The organism is Mycobacterium sp. MMS18-G62 (genome assembly GCF_053877835.1).
Genome location: NZ_CM132662.1, coordinates 4694264 through 4711176, shown reverse-complemented (window position 1 = coordinate 4711176; position 16913 = coordinate 4694264). Strand labels below are relative to the sequence as shown.

At 64.2% G+C, this 16913-nt stretch carries 17 protein-coding genes; 9 read left to right on the top strand and 8 right to left on the bottom strand.

Annotated features, from left to right (window positions below; genetic code table 11):
- Window positions 1-2: 2 nt before the first annotated feature.
- Genes ACWW36_RS23435 through ACWW36_RS23420 form a run of 4 tightly spaced genes read right to left on the bottom strand, consistent with a single transcriptional unit; the run spans window position 3 to window position 3322 of the window.
- Window positions 3-953 (bottom strand): thiamine pyrophosphate-dependent dehydrogenase E1 component subunit alpha, encoded by a 951-nt coding sequence (locus tag ACWW36_RS23435; protein WP_456142596.1) that lies wholly within the window; start codon window positions 951-953, stop codon window positions 3-5.
- Between the two features lie 26 nt (window positions 954-979).
- Window positions 980-1300, bottom strand: a complete 321-nt coding sequence (locus tag ACWW36_RS23430; protein ID WP_456138343.1) for a hypothetical protein — start codon at window positions 1298-1300, stop codon at window positions 980-982.
- Between the two features lie 2 nt (window positions 1301-1302).
- On the bottom strand, window positions 1303-2169 hold the full coding sequence (locus ACWW36_RS23425; RefSeq protein ID WP_456138342.1) for a mycofactocin-coupled SDR family oxidoreductase: 867 nt from the start codon (window positions 2167-2169) through the stop codon (window positions 1303-1305).
- 13 nt (window positions 2170-2182) lie between these two features.
- Complete coding sequence (locus tag ACWW36_RS23420) at window positions 2183-3322, bottom strand: thiolase family protein (RefSeq protein WP_456138341.1); 1140 nt, start codon at window positions 3320-3322, stop codon at window positions 2183-2185.
- 101 nt (window positions 3323-3423) lie between these two features.
- On the opposite strand from ACWW36_RS23420, the gene ACWW36_RS23415 reads away from it, so the two are divergent.
- The 4 genes from ACWW36_RS23415 to ACWW36_RS23400 are packed head-to-tail and all read left to right on the top strand — an operon-like array spanning window position 3424 to window position 7696.
- On the top strand, window positions 3424-4566 hold the full coding sequence (locus ACWW36_RS23415; protein ID WP_456138340.1) for an acyl-CoA dehydrogenase family protein: 1143 nt from the start codon (window positions 3424-3426) through the stop codon (window positions 4564-4566).
- Window positions 4563-5621: an acyl-CoA dehydrogenase family protein gene (locus ACWW36_RS23410; RefSeq protein ID WP_456138339.1), complete on the top strand. Its 1059-nt coding sequence runs from the start codon at window positions 4563-4565 to the stop codon at window positions 5619-5621. Before ACWW36_RS23415 ends, ACWW36_RS23410 begins: the two co-directional genes overlap by 4 nt.
- Window positions 5618-6838 (top strand): CaiB/BaiF CoA transferase family protein, encoded by a 1221-nt coding sequence (locus ACWW36_RS23405; RefSeq protein ID WP_456138338.1) that lies wholly within the window; start codon window positions 5618-5620, stop codon window positions 6836-6838. The genes ACWW36_RS23410 and ACWW36_RS23405 overlap by 4 nt, the downstream gene beginning before the upstream one ends.
- A gap of 9 nt (window positions 6839-6847) precedes the next feature.
- Window positions 6848-7696 carry an enoyl-CoA hydratase-related protein gene (locus ACWW36_RS23400; protein ID WP_456138337.1) on the top strand — a complete coding sequence of 283 codons (849 nt, stop codon included), beginning with the start codon at window positions 6848-6850 and terminating at the stop codon, window positions 7694-7696.
- A 41-nt stretch (window positions 7697-7737) separates the two neighbouring features.
- Here the strand turns inward: ACWW36_RS23400 and map are convergent, their stop codons facing one another.
- Window positions 7738-8505, bottom strand: coding sequence for a type I methionyl aminopeptidase (map, locus tag ACWW36_RS23395; protein WP_456138336.1), 768 nt, complete (start codon window positions 8503-8505; stop codon window positions 7738-7740).
- Window positions 8506-8588: 83 nt separating this feature from the next.
- Here map and ACWW36_RS23390 point away from each other — a divergent pair, with 83 nt between their 5' ends.
- Window positions 8589-8855, top strand: a complete 267-nt coding sequence (locus ACWW36_RS23390) for a helix-turn-helix domain-containing protein (RefSeq protein ID WP_456138335.1) — start codon at window positions 8589-8591, stop codon at window positions 8853-8855.
- 13 nt (window positions 8856-8868) lie between these two features.
- On the opposite strand, the gene ACWW36_RS23385 is transcribed toward ACWW36_RS23390, so the two are convergent.
- Both ACWW36_RS23385 and ACWW36_RS23380 read right to left on the bottom strand, forming a co-directional pair.
- Window positions 8869-10560: an FAD-binding protein gene (locus ACWW36_RS23385; protein WP_456138334.1), complete on the bottom strand. Its 1692-nt coding sequence runs from the start codon at window positions 10558-10560 to the stop codon at window positions 8869-8871.
- On the bottom strand, window positions 10554-11903 hold the full coding sequence (locus ACWW36_RS23380; protein WP_456138333.1) for an aromatic ring-hydroxylating oxygenase subunit alpha: 1350 nt from the start codon (window positions 11901-11903) through the stop codon (window positions 10554-10556). The genes ACWW36_RS23385 and ACWW36_RS23380 overlap by 7 nt, the downstream gene beginning before the upstream one ends.
- Window positions 11904-12026: 123 nt before the next feature.
- On the opposite strand from ACWW36_RS23380, the gene ACWW36_RS23375 reads away from it, so the two are divergent.
- Window positions 12027-12281, top strand: a complete 255-nt coding sequence (locus ACWW36_RS23375) for a DUF6457 domain-containing protein (protein WP_456138332.1) — start codon at window positions 12027-12029, stop codon at window positions 12279-12281.
- 10 nt (window positions 12282-12291) lie between these two features.
- On the opposite strand, the gene ACWW36_RS23370 is transcribed toward ACWW36_RS23375, so the two are convergent.
- Window positions 12292-12606 (bottom strand): hypothetical protein, encoded by a 315-nt coding sequence (locus tag ACWW36_RS23370; RefSeq protein ID WP_456138331.1) that lies wholly within the window; start codon window positions 12604-12606, stop codon window positions 12292-12294.
- Between the two features lie 177 nt (window positions 12607-12783).
- Between ACWW36_RS23370 and ACWW36_RS23365 the strand changes: the two genes are divergently transcribed.
- From ACWW36_RS23365 to ACWW36_RS23355, 3 genes are all read left to right on the top strand, one after another.
- Entirely contained in the window at window positions 12784-13458 is a 675-nt protein-coding gene (locus ACWW36_RS23365; protein ID WP_456138330.1) for a TetR/AcrR family transcriptional regulator, read from the top strand.
- Window positions 13459-13571: 113 nt separating this feature from the next.
- Entirely contained in the window at window positions 13572-14000 is a 429-nt protein-coding gene (locus ACWW36_RS23360; RefSeq protein WP_456138329.1) for an MmpS family transport accessory protein, read from the top strand.
- On the top strand, window positions 13997-16906 hold the full coding sequence (locus tag ACWW36_RS23355) for an MMPL/RND family transporter (RefSeq protein WP_456138328.1): 2910 nt from the start codon (window positions 13997-13999) through the stop codon (window positions 16904-16906). Before ACWW36_RS23360 ends, ACWW36_RS23355 begins: the two co-directional genes overlap by 4 nt.
- Window positions 16907-16913 lie beyond the last annotated feature (7 nt).

The window sequence follows — 16913 nt, the reverse complement described above, 5'->3', positions numbered from 1 at the left end:
TCTCAGACCGGGTAGGAGATCGGGGTCGCGTAAACGTCTCGGTCGAGCTCGTCGATCGACGGCGGCTCGGCACTGAGGACCGCGTTCAGTGAATCCTGAACCGAGATGAGCGCACCTTCGTCGATCCTGTTCAGCTCATCGTCGGTGCACATGCCGGTGTCGATGAGCTGCCGTCGGAAGCGAGGCACGGGGTCAGCGGCCATCGCGTCTGCCAGTTGCTCTTTCGGGATGTAGGGCATGCGGTCACCGAAGTAATGACCGCGGAAGCGGAACGTCACGCATTCGATGAAGGTCGGACCGTCGCCACGGCGTGCCCGGGTCAACGCCTCGTCCAGCGCCGCCGCGACGGCCAGTGGATCGTTGCCGTCGACGCGCACGCCAGGCATGCCGTAACCGGCAGCACGGCCAGCGACGTGCTCGAGCTTCATCGTGTCCGTCGTTGGTGTCATCTCGGCGTACATGTTGTTCTGGCACATGAAGACAACGGGTAGATCCCACAGCGCAGCCATGTTCGCCGCCTCGTGGAACGAGCCGGTGTTCGTCGCGCCGTCGCCGAAGCTGACAACCGTGACGCGGTCGAGGCCCTTGCGTTTGGCCGCCATCGCGAGCCCGACGGCTACCGGTGGTCCGGCGCCGACGATGCCCGTCGAGAGCATCACGCCTTTGTCGGGTTTGGCGATGTGCATGGTGCCGCCCTTGCCGCGGCTCGCCCCCACCGTGCGGCCCATCATCTCGCCGTAGATCTCTTCTAGCGGAACGCCTTTGCCGATCAAATCGTGTAGACCGCGGTACGTCGTCACCAGCTGGTCATCATCGCGCAGCGAGACCCCCATGGCCGCGGCGATCGCCTCCTGGCCGCGCGACGGCCAGTACACGCACATGAACTCGCCGGTGCTGATGCCCTTGGACAACCGATCGTCGGCCGCCTTCATCAATACCATCAGCGCATACATGTGCCGCTGGGTCTCGGCTGACGGTGTCACGATTCGTACGAACCGATCTCGCGATAGACGCGCGGAATCGGCTTCGGTTCCATGGCAAGGTTTTCCAGCCCCGTCATCTTGCCGCTCGCGCCGAGCTCCCCCAGCTGCTGCACGGCCGCGTCGAGGTCGTCGCAGTCAAGCTCGTAGATCGCGATGAACGGACCGTTGCCGTCGACCGGCTCGAAGCGGCGGGCGGACACGATCCCGTCCACCGAAACGATCTGTGCCAAATGCGTGTCGTTGTACCACTTGTGGTACTCGGCTTCCTTGTCCGGCGACACGGGCATCGTCTCGACGTACATGATCCCTTTGGGCATCCTTACACCCCCGCCCACGGCTTGATCTTCAGGAAGCCACCGGCGTCGACACGCAGCTGTTGGCCGGTGACGTAGCGTGCGGCGTCGCTTGCGAGGAACAGCACGGCTTCGCTGATGTCCTCGGGTTCGACGTACGGAATCGGCATCCCCTGAATCACCGGGAAGACAGCTTCGGCGTCCTCGCGCGTCGGGTTCTGCAGGTCCGGCCGAAATGCGCGATACATCGGCGGACTGTGCAGCATGTCGGTGTTGACATTCGTCGGGTGGACCGCATTCACCCGGATCTGCTCGGGAGCCAGGGTGCGCGCCAGATCGTTGACATAGTGTGCGACAACCTGTTTGGCGAAGGCGTAGCCCGCACCGCCCGGGCCGCCGTCCATTCCGCTGGTGTTGACCGCCGTCGCCATGAACGCGGCCACCGACCCCGTAGCGATGATCGACGCGCCGGCGTGCAGGTGCTTCATGCTCGCGTGGATCAGGTTCATCACGCCCACCAGGTCGACGTCGACGGCGTCGACGAACGCCTGCGGCGGCAGGCCGGCGGTCATCGGGCAGATACCGGCATTGGCGACGACGATGTCGAGGTGGCCGAACTCCGCGACCCCGCGATCGATCGCCGCGGACAGCGCCGCGCGGTCGCGAACGTCCGCGATCTCCGTGTACGCCCGCTGGCCTTCCTTCTCGACCAACCGTGCGGTCTCGTCGAGATCCTCGGGCCGTGCGAGCGGATACTCGTTGGTCTCGATGTCTGCGCAGATGTCGACCGCGATGATGTCGGCACCCTCCGCTGCGAGCGTCCGTGCATGTGAACGCCCCTGACCCCGAGCAGCCCCGCTGACCAGCGCTACCTTGCCCGCTACCCTGCCCATTGCCGGTCTCCTCTCACACCGTCAACACCAATGAGCCGCACTGCGGCCCGAAGCCATTCGCGACGGCCGCGACCTGCGCATCGGGCACCTGGCGCTGGCCGCATTCCCCACGCAACTGCGCCACCGCCTCGGCAAGGAACCCGAGACCGTGCAGTCGGCCTTCGGCGAGCTGTCCGCCGCTGGTGTTCAGCGGCAGCGCGCCGCCGGGTCCGATCGTCTTGCCGCCGTCCACCCAGTCCCCGAAATCGCCGATACCGCAGAAGCCCATCGCCTCCACCCAGGCCATCGCCAAATGGGTGAATCCGTCGTACAGCTGTGCGACATCGACGTCGGCCGCAGTCACCGACGAGCGCTTCCACATGGTGTCGGCGCACGGCCGCGTGCCACCGAACAAGAAGTCGTCACCGTAGGTGAAGTCGGGCTTCCACCCGGTCCCCATCGCGATGGAATCGATCCACACCGGCGTTTTCGCCGTGTCAGCCGCCCGTTGGGCCGTCGTGATGACGACCGCGCAGGCGCCGGTGACCGGATAGTCGCAGTCCAGCAGGCGCAGCGGCTCGGAGACGTAGCGCGAACTCAGGTAGTCGTCCATGGTCAGCATGTCCCGCATGACCGCACGCTCGTTGAGCGATGACCACCGCCGACCGTTCAGCGAAATCCAGCCGTACTCTTCCTCTTTCGTGCCCAGCGTGGCCATGCGCCGCTGCTTCTTCATCCCCATGACCGGGATGATGCCGCCGGCCGCACCGTACGGGAACTCCCACTGCCACGGCCCTGCAGCCTTGGGCAAAGCCCGCCCGCTCATCTGACCCCACTCCCGGGTCACCGAGCGCACGACCAACGCGACGTCGCATGTTCCGGAGACGACCGCCATGTGTGCGCCCATCGCCGCCGCGAGACCGGACGGGCCACGCGGGGTGTAGTCCCCGTAGACCACCATGTTCTCGATGCCCACCAGGCGGGCGATATCCATGGCTTGCTCGTCGCCCGCGTATTCGAACACCGCGTCGACGTCCCGAATGGAAAGGCCGGCGTCGGCGATCGCAGCCCGAGACGCCTGTACTGCCAGCGGCCGCCCGTCAATGCCCTTATCTCGGAGGATCTTCGAGTAACCGACGCCCACGATGGCTGACTTGCCCAGGGTTCGCGCCATCGAAAGCCCATCCACGAAGTTGTGCGGCAACAGAGCCGACTGTAGCTTCGAGACTAGCTATATCTACTAAAATAGAAAAGAAACCAAGTTGACAGGACACCGTGGACTTCTCATACCCGTCGGAGGTCGAACAGTTCCGTAAGGAGCTGCGCGCATGGTTATCGGCGAACCTGACCGATGACGTCGTGGCCGCCGGGCGCCGTCGCGGTCGTGATCCCGACACGTTCGAGACGCTGCGTGCATGGGACGCCGCTGTGGCCGACGCGGGATGGGGTGCGGTGTCCTGGCCGCAGGAGTACGGCGGCCGCGGCGCGAGCGTGCTCGAGCAGCTCGCCTATGCCGAGGAAACCACCAGGGCGCGAGCACCGGTGCCACTCAACGTAATCGGGCTGAACAACATTGCGCCGGCGATCATGCAGTACGGAACCGACACCCAGAAACGGGAGCTGCTCCCTCGCATGGTCCGCGCCGACGACATCTGGTGTCAGGGCATGTCGGAGCCCGAAGCGGGTTCTGACCTCGCCGCCCTGCGCACCCGCGCCGCGCTTGACGGCGACGAATACGTGGTCAACGGGCAGAAGATCTGGACGTCGTTGGGGCATCGCGCGGATTGGTGCCAGCTCTACGTGCGCACCGATCCGGACGCCGCCAAGCACAAGGGCATCTCGTGCCTGATCGTCGATATGACGCTGCCCGGCATCGAAGTGCGCCCACTCGTCACACTCAACGGCGCCGCCGACTTCGCCGAGATCTTCTTCAACGACGTGCGGGTGCCCGCTGACGCCTTGCTGGGCCCGCTGAACAGTGGATGGCAGGTAGCCACCACCACACTGAGCCACGAAAGGGCGGGGGCGGCCCGCCTATATGCGCAGCTCGAGATGCAACTGCAGGACCTGGTCGCCGACCTGGCAGACGCCGAGCTGCTCGAAGACACCGCAGTCCTGCATCGCCTGGGCGAGCTGGCGGTGCGCATCAAGTACCTGGAGGTGCTCTGTCAGCGGTCGATCTCGGCGACGCTGCACGGCGGCGACGCGCTCGGGTCGGCAAGCCTGGCGAAAAGCGTATGGGCCGAACTCGGCCAAGACCTTGCCGCTCTGGCGTTCGACGCGCTCGGACCACTCGGTCGGCACCGGCGGTGGTCGGAGTCTCGACTGACGTCGCGCTCTTTGACGATCGCGGGCGGCACGACGCAGATCAACAAGAGCGTCACCGCAACGCGAGTGCTTGGATTGCCGCGCCGATGAACCTCGACCTCACCACCGAGCAGATGGCGCTGCGGGACACCGTGCGACGCTATCTATCTGAAAAAGCAAGTGTGGCAAGCCATGTGCGGCCGATGCTCGACGACCCGACGGGCACCACCGACGAAGTATGGGCGGGGTTGGCCGATCTGGGCGCCATGGGTGTACTGGTCCCGCCGGAGTATGGCGGCTCCGGCATGACCATGGTCGAGGCGGGCATCGTGGCCGAAGAACTCGGTGCCGCGCTGTACCCGGGACCGTGGATGTCAAGCGCTGTGGCCGCGACGCGGGCGCTGACGCGGATGTCTGCCGAGACCATGTTGACCGGCATCGCCGACGGCTCCACGACGGCCACGGTCGGCCCGCTGACTGGACCGCCTCCCGTCGTCGAGGATGGCGTCCTTCGCGGCGAGATCGCGGCCTTGCCGGACGCGGCGGCGGCCGATGTGATGCTCGTGCTCGCCGACGACGACGGAAGTACCGGACTCTTCGCCGTCGACGGGGATTCGGCGGGTGTGTCCGTGACGCAGCGGACGCACGTCGATCCGACCCGCAAGCTGTTCGACGTCGTTTTCGACGGCGTGGCTGTGCAGCGGCTGGCGTCCGCGTCGGCGGACGATATCGAAGGCCTCATCGACGACGTGCTGATAGCAGGCGCGGCCGACGCGCTAGGCGCCGCGAACGCCGTGATGAATCTCGCCGTCGCATACGCCAAAGTGCGACGGCAGTTCGATCAACCCATCGGGAGTTTCCAGGCCGTCCAGCATCTCTGCGTCGACATGTACGAAACCGTCGAACTCGCGCGCAGCGGGGTCCTGCATGCGCTGTGGGCGGCGGATTCCGCACCGCCCGAGGAACGCCACCTCGCCGCCATCCGCGCCAAGGCGTTCGCGGGGAAACTCGCGACCGTCGCCGACACGGCCATCCAGGTGTTCGGCGGTATCGGCTACACGTGGGAACACGATGCGCATCTGTATCTGAAGCGTCTGCTCGGCTGGAGCGCCTTCCTCGGCGGCACCGACAGATATCTACAAGAAGTCGGGAGGGCGTTGCGATGACACAAGTGTTGCGCGGAGTGCGCGTCGTCGAGCTGGCATCGTGGACATATGTGCCGTCTGCCGGTGCGGCGCTTGCGGATTGGGGCGCGGACGTCATCAAGGTAGAGGACGTCAAGGGCGGTGATCCCGGCCGTGCACTGGTGATCGGCGGCTTCACTCGCGAAAACGCCCGCGCCGACGTCGACTTCATCCTCGAGTTGGGCAATCGCGGCAAGCGAAGCATCGCGATCGACATCAAATCCGAGACCGGCCGCGAGTACTTCGGCCGTCTGCTCGCCACCGCCGACGTCTTCTTGACCAACTGGTTGCCCGCCCCGTTGGAGCGTGCGCGGTTGACCGTCGACGACATCCGGGCGTTCAACCCGAACATCATCATCGCTCGCGGCACCGCCACCGGAGTGCGTGGACCGGACGCCAACAAGGGCGGGTTCGACGCCGCCACATACCTTTCGCGCGGCGGGGTGGCCTACACCCTCACTCCGTTCGGCACAGAGACTCCCGCTGTGCAGGGGCCGGGGTTCGGCGATCTGCAAGGCGGTATCACTCTGGCCGGCGGCGTGTGTGCCGCGCTCTTTCACCGGGAACGCACCGGCGAGCCCTCCGTCGTCGACTCGTCGCTGTTAGCGCAGGCGATGTGGACGATCGCCCCGTCGATCTCGGTGGCCGACTTGTTCGACATCGACGGCATTCCGGGCGCGCCGCCGGGTCTGGCGATCAATCCGCTGGTCAACCGCTACAAGACGCGTGACGGGCGTTGGCTGCAGTTGGTCTTCCTGCAACCGGATCGGTTCTGGGCCGGCTTCTGCGAGCGGATCGGCCTGCCGGAGCTCGCAACGGACGAACGTTTTGTGCCGTCGAGCAACCTGATCGCCAACGCCGCCGAGGCGTGCGCGCTCGTCGGCGAGGCGATCGCATCGCAGGACCTAGAGCACTGGCGGAAGGCTCTTGAAGACGAACCCGGCGTCTGGGCCGCGTTGGCGACGCCGAAGGAGACCCTGAACGACCCGCAGGTCGAGCCGAATGGATACACGATCGCCAACGTCGACGACAAGGGCACCACATACCAGATTGTCGCCGCCCCGGTGCAATTCGACGAAACGCCGCCACCACCCGCGCGTGCGCCCGAACATGGACAGCACACCGAAGAAATACTGCTGGAGCTCGACCTCGACTGGGACGACATCTCGGAAGCCAAGGACAGCGGCGCGATTCTGTAGGAGATAAGCATGGAGCGGCGCACCCTCGAATCCGTCATCTATGAACGCGAGCCACCCATTGCGCGGATCATCCTCAACCGGCCTGACAAGGCCAACACCAAGGACGCGCAACTGGTTCAAGAAGTCGACGCCTGCCTTCATGAAGCCGACCGCGACAAGGACATCAAGGTCGTGATCCTGAAGGCGAATGGGAAGGGTTTCTGCGGCGGACACGTCGCGCGCTGGGGTCCTGATGAGAACCCCTACCCGGACTTCGGCAACACTTTCGAGGATCTGTACAAGGGAACCGCCGACCTGTTCTTGTGGCCGACGCTGTACCTGTGGGAGTTTCCGAAGCCCACAATTTCGCAGATTCACGGCTATTGCATGGGTGGCGGCATCTACCTCGGCCTGCTGACCGATTTCTGCGTCGCATCGGAGGACGCATATTTCCAGATGCCGTTGGCGCAGAGCCTCGGCGAGCCGGGCGGCCACACCATGATCGAGCCGTGGCTGATGATGAACTGGCATCGCACCATGGACTGGTTGCTCTTGGCGCCAACGCTTTCCGCGCAGGAAGCCCTGTCGTGGGGGTTGCTCAACAAGGTGGTGCCGCGTGACGATCTCGAGGAGACCGTCGAGGAGATGGCCCGCAAGATCGGCCAGATTCCGCTGACCACGTTGATGGCGGTGAAGAACAACGTCAAGCGGGCCTGGGAGTTGATGGGCATGCGTGTTCACCTTCAGGTGAGCCACATCCTGACCAACATGGTCGGCGCTGCGACCGACGTGCAGGCCCGGCGAGCCGAGCTCATGCAGTCAGGTTTGAAGCCAAGGGATTTCGTCGGAAAGGGCGACGACGAAGGAGCCAGTGGCTAGGAGCATCGCGGTGCATCACGTCACTTCGCCTGCTGTGCGCATCATGCTTTAGTCAGTATTCGCGGGCCGGTTTCGGTGATGGCGATGGTGTGCTCGGAGTGCGCCGTGTTCGAACCGTCTGCCGAGCGCAGGGTCCAGCCGTCGGCATCGATAACCAGACGATCACTGCCTCGTGCCCACCACGGTTCAAGCGCGAACGTCATGCCCGGCCGCAGCAGCAATCCGCGCCCATGCCGTCCGCGATTGGGAATGTGGGGATCCTCGTGCATGGTGCGACCTATTCCGTGCCCGCCGAATTCGGAATTGACGCGATATCCCGCGTCGGTGGCCACTTCACCGATGGCAGCGCAGATGTCACCGAGTCGAGCGCCGGGCACCGCTGCGGCGATACCCGCGGCAAGAGCCCTTTGCGTCGACTCCACTAGCGCTCTGTCAGCGGCGTCGGCCCTGTCACCGACGATGACCGTGACCGCAGAATCGGCTACCCAACCGTCGATCGACACCGCAAAGTCCAGACTCAAGACGTCGCCATCGCGTAGCACGTAGTCGCGTGGCATGCCGTGCAGCACAGCGTCGTTGACGGACAGACAGATGACATTGCGGAATGGACCACGACCGAACGATGGCGCGTAATCCCAATAACACGACGTCGCGCCGCGGTCGCTGATCAACGCGCGGGCATGGTGCTCGAGCTGCATCAAGTTCACTCCTGGCTGCGCCTCGATCGACAAGGCCGCCAGCGTTTCCGCGACGAATTCACCAGTGACCGCCATCTTGTTGATCTCGTCGACGGTCTTGAGTTCGATCATGTTCGACCTTCGTTTGATCGGTATTCTTATACCGTTGCGACGGTACCAGTCCCGGTACTTAAATACCGGCTATGCTGACCGGCATGGTCCGTGTACCTCTGAGCCCAGAGCAGGTGAAAGCCGGGCAACGCCTCGGCGCGCTGATGAGGACTGCCCGAGCCGGACGCGACCCTGAGATGATCGCGCGTACCGCCGGCATCTCACCCGAGACGTTGCGCAAGATTGAGGTCGGACGGATGCCCAGCCCGAGCTTCGGCACGGTAATTGGACTCTGTAACGCGCTCGGCTTGTCCCTACAGGATGCCGTCGATGCCTGGCATGGGACCAACGACCAACGGATGGCTATCTAGAACGTCAGCTCAGTCAGCGCCCTGGCTCGCCGGGAAGCTTGCGCCCGGCGGCGTGGCGGGATGCGACGTAGCCGAACACCATCGTGCTGGCAATGCTCGCCCCCGCACCCGGATAGGTTCGGCCCATCACCGTCGCGGTGGTGTTACCCGTGGCGTACAGGCCATCGATCACGCGGTCCTGCTCGTCGAGAACCTGCGCGTGCTCGTTGGTGATCACTCCCCCGCACGTCCCGACATCGGCAGGCAAGACTCTGGTCGCGTAATACGGCGCGCGATCAAGCGGGCCGATCGCGGCGTTCGGCCGATACCCCGGGTCGCCGAGGCAGTCGTTGTAGGCGGACTGACCGCGGCCGAAGTCGGGGTCGAGGCCCTTGGCCGCGAACTGGTTGAAGCGCTGTACCGTGTGCTCCAGTTCGTCTGCGGGAACGCCGATTTGGCGGGCCAGGTCGCTGATCGAAGAGCCCCGCACAACGGCGCCGCGATCGATCAGCTCCTCGGGCAACCGCCGCTTCAGCGGGTTGGCGCCCGAAACATATCTGCGAACGTAGCCATCGTCGAAGATCATCCAGCACGGCACCGCCTTGTTGGCGTACATCGCCTTGCCCACCTCGACGTAGGAGTTGGACTCGTTGCAGAACCGCCTGCCGGTCCCGTCGACGTAGATGGCGCCCGGCCGCTGCCGACCCGAGCCGAGCGACTTTGCGGCATTTCCGCCGTCGGCGATGAAAACCGATGGCAGCCACCAGGCTTCGTCGAGGAGATCCGTCTTGGCGCCAAGGCGCATCGCCATCTCGAGCGCTTCGCCGGTGTCGCCCGCGTTCGCGATCGACCACTTGCCTTCATTGGGCTGGTCGCCGCTGTAGCGGCGTCGCATGTCGGCGTTGTGGCCGAAGCCGCCGGCCGCGAGCAGAACTCCCCTTCGCGCTTCGACATTCAGCGACGAACCCTCGCGCGCGACGCGTGCGCCGACGACCCGGCCGTCCTCGACGATGAGATCCTCCATTGCGGCGTTGGTCCACAGTCGCGGTTCGCCGTTGTCGAGTTCGATCAAGGCCTTGAGCATCTGCGCGATCAGCGATGCGCCGTTCGTGAGCATCTCGCGACGCCTGACGCGCGCCGCCCACGTACGCAGAAAGACACGCATCGCGACGGCGAACGCGCGCGGCGCACGGTTGAAGTACTGCACCGAACGCAGTTCGTTCGTCAACACGACGAACCCGAAGTTCTTGGCCATCGACGGCTGGACCTTGTCGCTCCAGGTTCCGAGCTCGGCCGCATCGAACGGGATCCCTTCAACCCCACGGCCGGCGGCGTTGCCGCCCTTGTGATTCGGGTAGTAGTCACTCCAGCCCGGACAGCGGACGAGGCGAACTCCCTTGCGCAGCAGGAACGTGATCATGTCGGAGCCCGCCGAGAGGAACATTTCGCGGCGCTCCGGCGACGAGGGCGCGCCAATGTCGCCGACGACGTCGGCAAGGTAGGCAAGGCCGTCCTCGTGCGAGTCCGGGATGCCGTCCCTGCGCATCAACGGGTTGTTCGGCAGCCAGACCATGCCGCCCGACAGCCCCGTCGACCCACCCACCAGAGCCTGCTTTTCGACGATCAGCGGTTCGAGTCCGGCATCGAGCGTCGCGAGCGCCGCCACCATCCCTCCCCCGCCGCTGCCCACGATCAACAGGTCGACGGACTTGTCCCACGTCACCATGCCGCGACGCCCTCGGACAGCCCCAGGTCGGCGACGGGTACGTCAATGGTGGTGTTCGTCTTCTGGATTGCCCCCACCAGCTGCTCGTGCGGCAGACCGGCGAGGAATCCGTCGACGACGCGCTCGAAGTTCGAAATCAGTCCTTCGATCTGGTTCGACAGTCGCATGAAGTCGAATCCCTTGGCGTGCAGGCCTTTCTGCTGGCGTGGCAGGTTGGAGAAGTCTTGCGCCGGGATGGTCGGCCAGCTCGGATCGTCGGGAGCCATCGGCTCTGGTGGGGTCGGTCTCCCCGGTGAGCGGTCACCCGGATAGCGGGTGAGCGACCAGATCTCGAAGAGCGTCTGCTCAGGACCAAGCGGGCGGATCCGGTACGACGACGCGCTGCTGTAGGTGGGCAGGATGAAGTAGTGCGGGAAGCAGAACCCGATCGGGTCGATGACCCCGCGCCGATCCAGATCATTCAGGTCGGGAAAGTCGCAGCCGCGGGCGCGGTGCCACGCGGTGACAGCATCGTTGACCGCACTGCGCCACGTCGCCATCGCTTCGGCCGGGTCGCTCGGAAGTGACATGGTCTGCAGGCCCTCGGCGATGCGGACGTCGTTCTCGTGGGTCATTCCGCCCATACCGGAGCCGAGTGTGCGCATGAAATGCAGGCTCGTCTCGATGAGGGGATGGATCGTCGGGTCCGGGGAATGCGCCGACGGCAGTAGTTGCGGATGGGTCTGCGGCACGTGGTAGCCCTCCATGAATGCCGCCGTGGCCAACTTCCAATTCACGGGGAGCAGACAGGACTTCCACCACTCGGTGCGCAGCGCATCGACTTTCCACTCGTCGTGTTTCGACGCGAACGGCTCGATGCACTCGCGTAGCGGCGGTGCATTGTTGTCGAGGTTGATCCACGCGCAGCCGCCCCACAACTCACACCTGACCGGGGCGAGCGCGAGATCGTCGGCGCCCAGATTGCTTTCGTCGAATACCTCGGGCCGCAACACGAAGGTGTTGGCACCGTCCAGACCCCAGCACCATCCGTGGAACGGGCAGACGAAGCTGCGCCGCGAGCCGCTGCCCTCGACGAGTTTCATGCCGCGATGACGGCAAGAGTTGTAGTAGGCGCGAACGGTGTCGTCGTCGAGCCGGACGACGATGATCGACTGGTCGAGGATCTCGTACTCCACGAAGTCGCCGCGGGACGGGATCTCTTCGAGCCGACATGCCATCTGCCACACCCGGGGCCAGAACATCTCGGCCTCGAGCGCGTAGAACTCGTCGTCGTAGTAGCGCTGCTTGGGAATCCGGTCCACAGCCTGGACCGCCCACGGAACGGGAAGTGGAGTCCAGGTCACTTCTGCCTCAGAGTCGAGAAATCACGATGGGCGTGCGAGTTCGTATCTTAGCAAAAATAGCAAGTTCGGCTTCAGCGATTGGTGCGCGAAACTGGACAGGGACGTGTCTACCGGGAGGCAACGATGGACGACTGGCTCGAAGAATTGGCGCGTGGCCTTGGCGAGGAGCCATTGTCATCGGCGGAGACGACGCGGCTCCTCGATGCGGCCCGCGATGTCGCGCATCGTGTGGAGCGCAAGATGACTCCGCTGTCCGCGTTCGTCATGGGTTGCGCCGTCGGACGCAAGCTCGCGGACGGGGCGGACCGCGCCGGGGCGCTCGATGAGGTGTTGAACCACCTCGCGGCTGCGCTCCCGGCCGAAGCCCCGGAGGGCTGACCCGCAAACGCTACTCAGGCGGCGGTATCAGCGGCGGCTGGCACACGTTCGCGACCGGGTCCCACCACCAACCGTTGTCGCACAGCGGCGGCGGCGGCACCACTGGCGGCTGGCACACGTTGGCCACCGGGTCCCACCACCAACCGTTCTCGCATAGCAGCGGCGGCGGGACGACCGGGGGCTGGCACACGTCGGCGACCGGGTCCCACCAGTAGCCGTTCTCACAAGCAAGGGGTTGTGCTGAGCTGAGCGCCGGCGTCACGACCGCCAATGGGGCGAAGGCGAGCGTCACGGCGGTGATCAGTCGACCAATGGGCTTCACCATGTGGTCATCCTCCCCCGCACGGCGACGTTCCACACGTCGGCCGCGGAGCAAGGACGCCGCACATCGCTCCTTAGCAAACACCGTGGGTGTTACTCGCCGGTAGCGTGGGGCGAGCACAATTTTGGTTTCTCGCGCTCTCGGGTTGTTGGGCGATCGCCCAAACGTTAGGCTCCGCCTATGTCGAGCAGCCGCGCTGACGAGCGGTCAAGGGTAGGTCGCGAGGCTACCCGGGAGGCGCTGATCGAGGCGACCGCCCAAATCATGCTTGATGAGGGATACGCCGCGGCGACCTCGCGGCGGGTGGCGGCCAAGGCAGGCGTCAAGCCCGCTCTTGTGCACTACTACTTCCCGAGCATGGACGACCTGTTCGTGGCCGTGCTGCGCCATAACGCCGAGGACAATCTGCAGCGCCAGCGGCAGGCGATCGCCGACGCCCAACCACTTCACAAGTTGTGGGAACTCAGCAGTGCGCACGACGCGCAGTTGTTCACCGAGTTCTTGGCGATGTCCAATCATCGCAAGGCGATTCGAAGCGAAATTGCCTCGTACGCAATGCGTTTCCGCGATTTGGAAGAGGGTGCGATGACGCTGGCCCTGAAGGCCCGCGGCATCGACCTCGAGTTGTTTCCTCCGGTCGTCATTTCGATGATCATGGGCGGCCTGGCGCGCATGGTGCATCACGAAGAGGGGCTGGGCATCACCCGCGGGCACGAAGAAGCCAAGGCCTTCATCAATCGCTGCCTGGAGCGCTTCGAAATGCCCTCATGGGACCGACCGGAACCAGTTCCCGGCGAGAACGGTGATCCAACCGGCATCGGCGAGGCGGAGGTGACCAGCAACACAATTACTTGAGCTAATCTGTTTCGCGGTGAGAAGTTATACCGGCTAAGTTAAGGCTGAAACTGCGTGCGACCGGCACAGAAGAGGGCATTCATGGGTTTGGGAAGTCAGGGGCGAATCGTCTGATGTTGCGTTTAGCCAAGCGCCTCTGGGTCGTTCTGGTCATCCTGCTGGTGGTGGCCGTAGCGGCATTCGTGGTGGACCGCTTCCGCGGTTTCTTCGGCCATACCGTGCTCACGAAGCCTGGCGCCGGATTGGTCAACGACCCGGAACCGTTCAACCCCAAGGTCGTGAAGTACGAGATCTTCGGCACGGGATCGGTTGCGACGATCAACTACCTCGACCTCGACGCGAAACCGCAGAAGGTGGTGAACACGTCGATGCCCTGGGAGCTGACGTTGACGACGACCGCTCCCGCCGCCACCCCCAACATCGTCGCGCAGGGCGACGGTGACAGCATCACCTGCCGAATCACCGTGGACGGCGTGGTCAAGGACGAGAGGACCACTGACGGTGTGGCCGCCCAGACGTTCTGCCTGGTGAAGAACGCATGAGCAACACCCACGTCGGCGCGCATCCGATCATCCCGCGGTTCATCCGCCTGTTCTCGGTGCCCATCTTCTTGGGCTGGATCGCGATCGTCGTCCTCGTGAACGTCATTGCCCCGCAGCTGGAAAAGGTCGGCGAGGCGCACGCGGTGTCGTTGGCCCCCAACGACGCACCGTCGCTCGAAGCGATGCAGCGCATCGGTAAAGACTTCAAGGAGTTCGACTCCAACAGCTCGGCGATGGTCGTCCTGGAAGGCGACCAACCTCTCGGCGACGCGGCGCACAAGTATTACGACGGTCTGGTCGACAAACTCGAAGCCGATAAGAAGCACGTCGAACACATTCAGGACTTCTGGGGCGATCCGCTGACCGCCTCCGGCGCACAGAGCGGAGACGGCAAGGCCGCCTACGTCCAGGTCAACCTGGCCGGAAATCAGGGCGAAAGCCTGGCGAACGAGTCCGTGCAGGCCGTCCGCGACATGGTGAGCGGCACACCGCCGCCGCCGGGGATCAAGGCCTATGTCACCGGCCCCGCACCGCTCACCAATGACCAGCACCACGCCGGCGACAAGAGCCTCAAACTGATTACCGCGCTCACCATCGTGGTCATCCTCGTGATGCTGCTATTCGTCTACCGTTCGATCATCACGGTGCTACTCGTGCTGGTGATGATGTTCATCGAACTGGCGGCCGCGAGGGGAATCGTTGCGGCCCTTGGCTATTACGACCTGATCGGGCTGTCGACGTTCGCGGTGAACCTGCTCACGACGCTCGCGATCGCCGCAGGAACGGACTACGCCATCTTCCTCGTCGGTCGATACCACGAGGCGCGTAATGCGGGCGAAGATCGCGAAACAGCCTTCTACACGATGTATCACGGCACCGCCCACGTGATTCTGGGGTCCGGTCTAACCATCGCGGGTGCGACGTTCTGCCTGCACTTCACGAGGCTGCCGTACTTCCAAACGCTGGGTATTCCACTTGCGATCGGCATGCTCGTCGCTGTCGCGGCGGCGCTGACCATGGCGCCGGCCTTGCTGACCATCGGCAGTCGCTTCGGTCTGTTCGATCCCAAGCGGGCCACCCAAACTCGCGGCTGGCGCCGCGTCGGCACCGCGGTGGTGCGTTGGCCCGGGGCGATCCTCGCGGCGTCGGTAGCACTGGCGCTGGTCGGTCTGCTCGCGCTGCCGTCGTACAAACCCAGTTACAACGACCGCATATTCCTGCCTCCGGACATCCCGGCCAACCAGGGTTACGCCGCGGCGGACCGGCACTTCCCGCAGGCCCGGATGAACCCCGAAATGCTGCTCATCGAAACCAACCACGATGTGCGCAACTCGGCGGACATGTTGGTCGTCGACCGAATCGCCAAGAGCATCTTCCACATTCCGGGTGTCGGTAGGGTGCAGGCGATCACCCGGCCAGAGGGCACACCGATCGAACACACGTCGATTCCATTCCTGATCAGCATGCAGGGCACCACCCAGCAGATGAATCAGGACTACATGGACAAAGTCATGGCCAACATGCTCAAGCAGGCCAATGACATGCAGACCTCCATCGACTCGATGGAGAAGATGCAGAACATCACGGTGCAGATGGCGGCCACCACGCACAGCATGGTCACCAAGATGAAGAACATGACGCTCGACGTCGCGGAATTGCGGGACAACATCGCGAACTTCGACGACTTCTTCCGTCCGCTGCGCAACTACTTCTACTGGGAACCGCACTGCTTCGACATTCCGATCTGCTGGTCGATCCGCTCGGTATTCGACACTCTCGATGGCATCGACACGATGACCGACGACATCCAAAACCTCATGCCGGACATGGAGCGGCTGGATTCGCTGATGCCGCAGATGGTCGCGATCATGCCGCAGATGATCGAGACGATGCGGAGCATGCAGCACATCACGCTGACGATGTATCAGAGCCAGAAGAGCCAGCAGGACCAGATGAAGGCCATGCAGGAGAACTCGACGGCGATGGGCGAGGCCTTCGATGCCTCGAAGAACGACGACTCGTTCTATCTGCCGCCGGAAGTCTTCGACAACGCGGACTTCAAGCGTGGATTGAAGATGTTCGTGTCGCCGGATGGGCATGCCGTGCGGTTCATCATCTCCCACGAGGGTGATCCCGCGACCCCTGAAGGCATCAAGTTGATCCCGCAGATCAAGAATGCGGCCTTCGAGGCCATCAAGGGCACGCCGCTGGAAGGCTCGAAGATCTACCTGGCGGGTACGGCGTCGACCTACAAGGACATGCAGGAGGGTTCCAACTGGGACCTGCTGATCGCCGGAATAGCCTCGCTGTGCCTGATTTTCATCATCATGCTGTTGCTCACCCGAGCGGTGATCGCGTCGGCGGTCATCGTCGGCACGGTGTTGTTGTCGTTGGGCACGTCCTTCGGGCTATCCGTACTCATCTGGGAGCACATCCTGGGCATGCCGTTGCACTGGATGATCCTGGCGATGTCGGTGATCATCCTGCTGGCAGTGGGTTCGGACTACAACCTGTTGTTGGTGTCTCGGTTCAAAGAAGAGATCCACGCCGGAATCAAGACCGGCATCATTCGGTCGATGGCGGGTACCGGTGCGGTGGTGACGTCTGCCGGCTTGGTGTTCGCGTTCACGATGATGTCGATGGTGGTATCGGACCTCGTCGTGGTCGGCCAGGTCGGCACGACAATCGGACTGGGCTTGTTGTTCGATACGCTGGTGATCCGATCGTTCATGACACCGTCGATCGCGGCGATGATGGGCCGGTGGTTCTGGTGGCCGCAGAATGTGCGGATGCGGCCCAAGCCGGTGCCATGGCCCAACCCGCCGCGTCACTCGGCTGAGCCAGTGAGCGTCGGCGCCCCGAGCGGCGGCCCGGTCGATGAAAACCCCACGGGCCCAATCAGATAGGGATGTC

What these genes read in the sequence shown, in the direction of transcription:
- ACWW36_RS23425 (WP_456138342.1), bottom strand. Translation starts at nt 2,169, where the DNA reads ATGGGCAGGGTAGCGGGCAAGGTAGCGCTGGTCAGCGGGGCTGCTCGG.
- ACWW36_RS23435 (WP_456142596.1), bottom strand. Translation starts at nt 953, where the DNA reads ATGTATGCGCTGATGGTATTGATGAAGGCGGCCGACGATCGGTTGTCC.
- ACWW36_RS23430 (WP_456138343.1), bottom strand. Translation starts at nt 1,300, where the DNA reads ATGCCCAAAGGGATCATGTACGTCGAGACGATGCCCGTGTCGCCGGAC.
- ACWW36_RS23410 (WP_456138339.1), top strand. Translation starts at nt 4,563, where the DNA reads ATGAACCTCGACCTCACCACCGAGCAGATGGCGCTGCGGGACACCGTG.
- ACWW36_RS23355 (WP_456138328.1), top strand. Translation starts at nt 13,997, where the DNA reads ATGAGCAACACCCACGTCGGCGCGCATCCGATCATCCCGCGGTTCATC.
- ACWW36_RS23390 (WP_456138335.1), top strand. Translation starts at nt 8,589, where the DNA reads ATGGTCCGTGTACCTCTGAGCCCAGAGCAGGTGAAAGCCGGGCAACGC.
- ACWW36_RS23365 (WP_456138330.1), top strand. Translation starts at nt 12,784, where the DNA reads ATGTCGAGCAGCCGCGCTGACGAGCGGTCAAGGGTAGGTCGCGAGGCT.
- ACWW36_RS23420 (WP_456138341.1), bottom strand. Translation starts at nt 3,322, where the DNA reads ATGGCGCGAACCCTGGGCAAGTCAGCCATCGTGGGCGTCGGTTACTCG.
- ACWW36_RS23375 (WP_456138332.1), top strand. Translation starts at nt 12,027, where the DNA reads ATGGACGACTGGCTCGAAGAATTGGCGCGTGGCCTTGGCGAGGAGCCA.
- ACWW36_RS23360 (WP_456138329.1), top strand. Translation starts at nt 13,572, where the DNA reads ATGTTGCGTTTAGCCAAGCGCCTCTGGGTCGTTCTGGTCATCCTGCTG.
- ACWW36_RS23400 (WP_456138337.1), top strand. Translation starts at nt 6,848, where the DNA reads ATGGAGCGGCGCACCCTCGAATCCGTCATCTATGAACGCGAGCCACCC.
- ACWW36_RS23405 (WP_456138338.1), top strand. Translation starts at nt 5,618, where the DNA reads ATGACACAAGTGTTGCGCGGAGTGCGCGTCGTCGAGCTGGCATCGTGG.
- ACWW36_RS23370 (WP_456138331.1), bottom strand. Translation starts at nt 12,606, where the DNA reads ATGGTGAAGCCCATTGGTCGACTGATCACCGCCGTGACGCTCGCCTTC.
- map (WP_456138336.1), bottom strand. Translation starts at nt 8,505, where the DNA reads ATGATCGAACTCAAGACCGTCGACGAGATCAACAAGATGGCGGTCACT.
- ACWW36_RS23385 (WP_456138334.1), bottom strand. Translation starts at nt 10,560, where the DNA reads ATGGTGACGTGGGACAAGTCCGTCGACCTGTTGATCGTGGGCAGCGGC.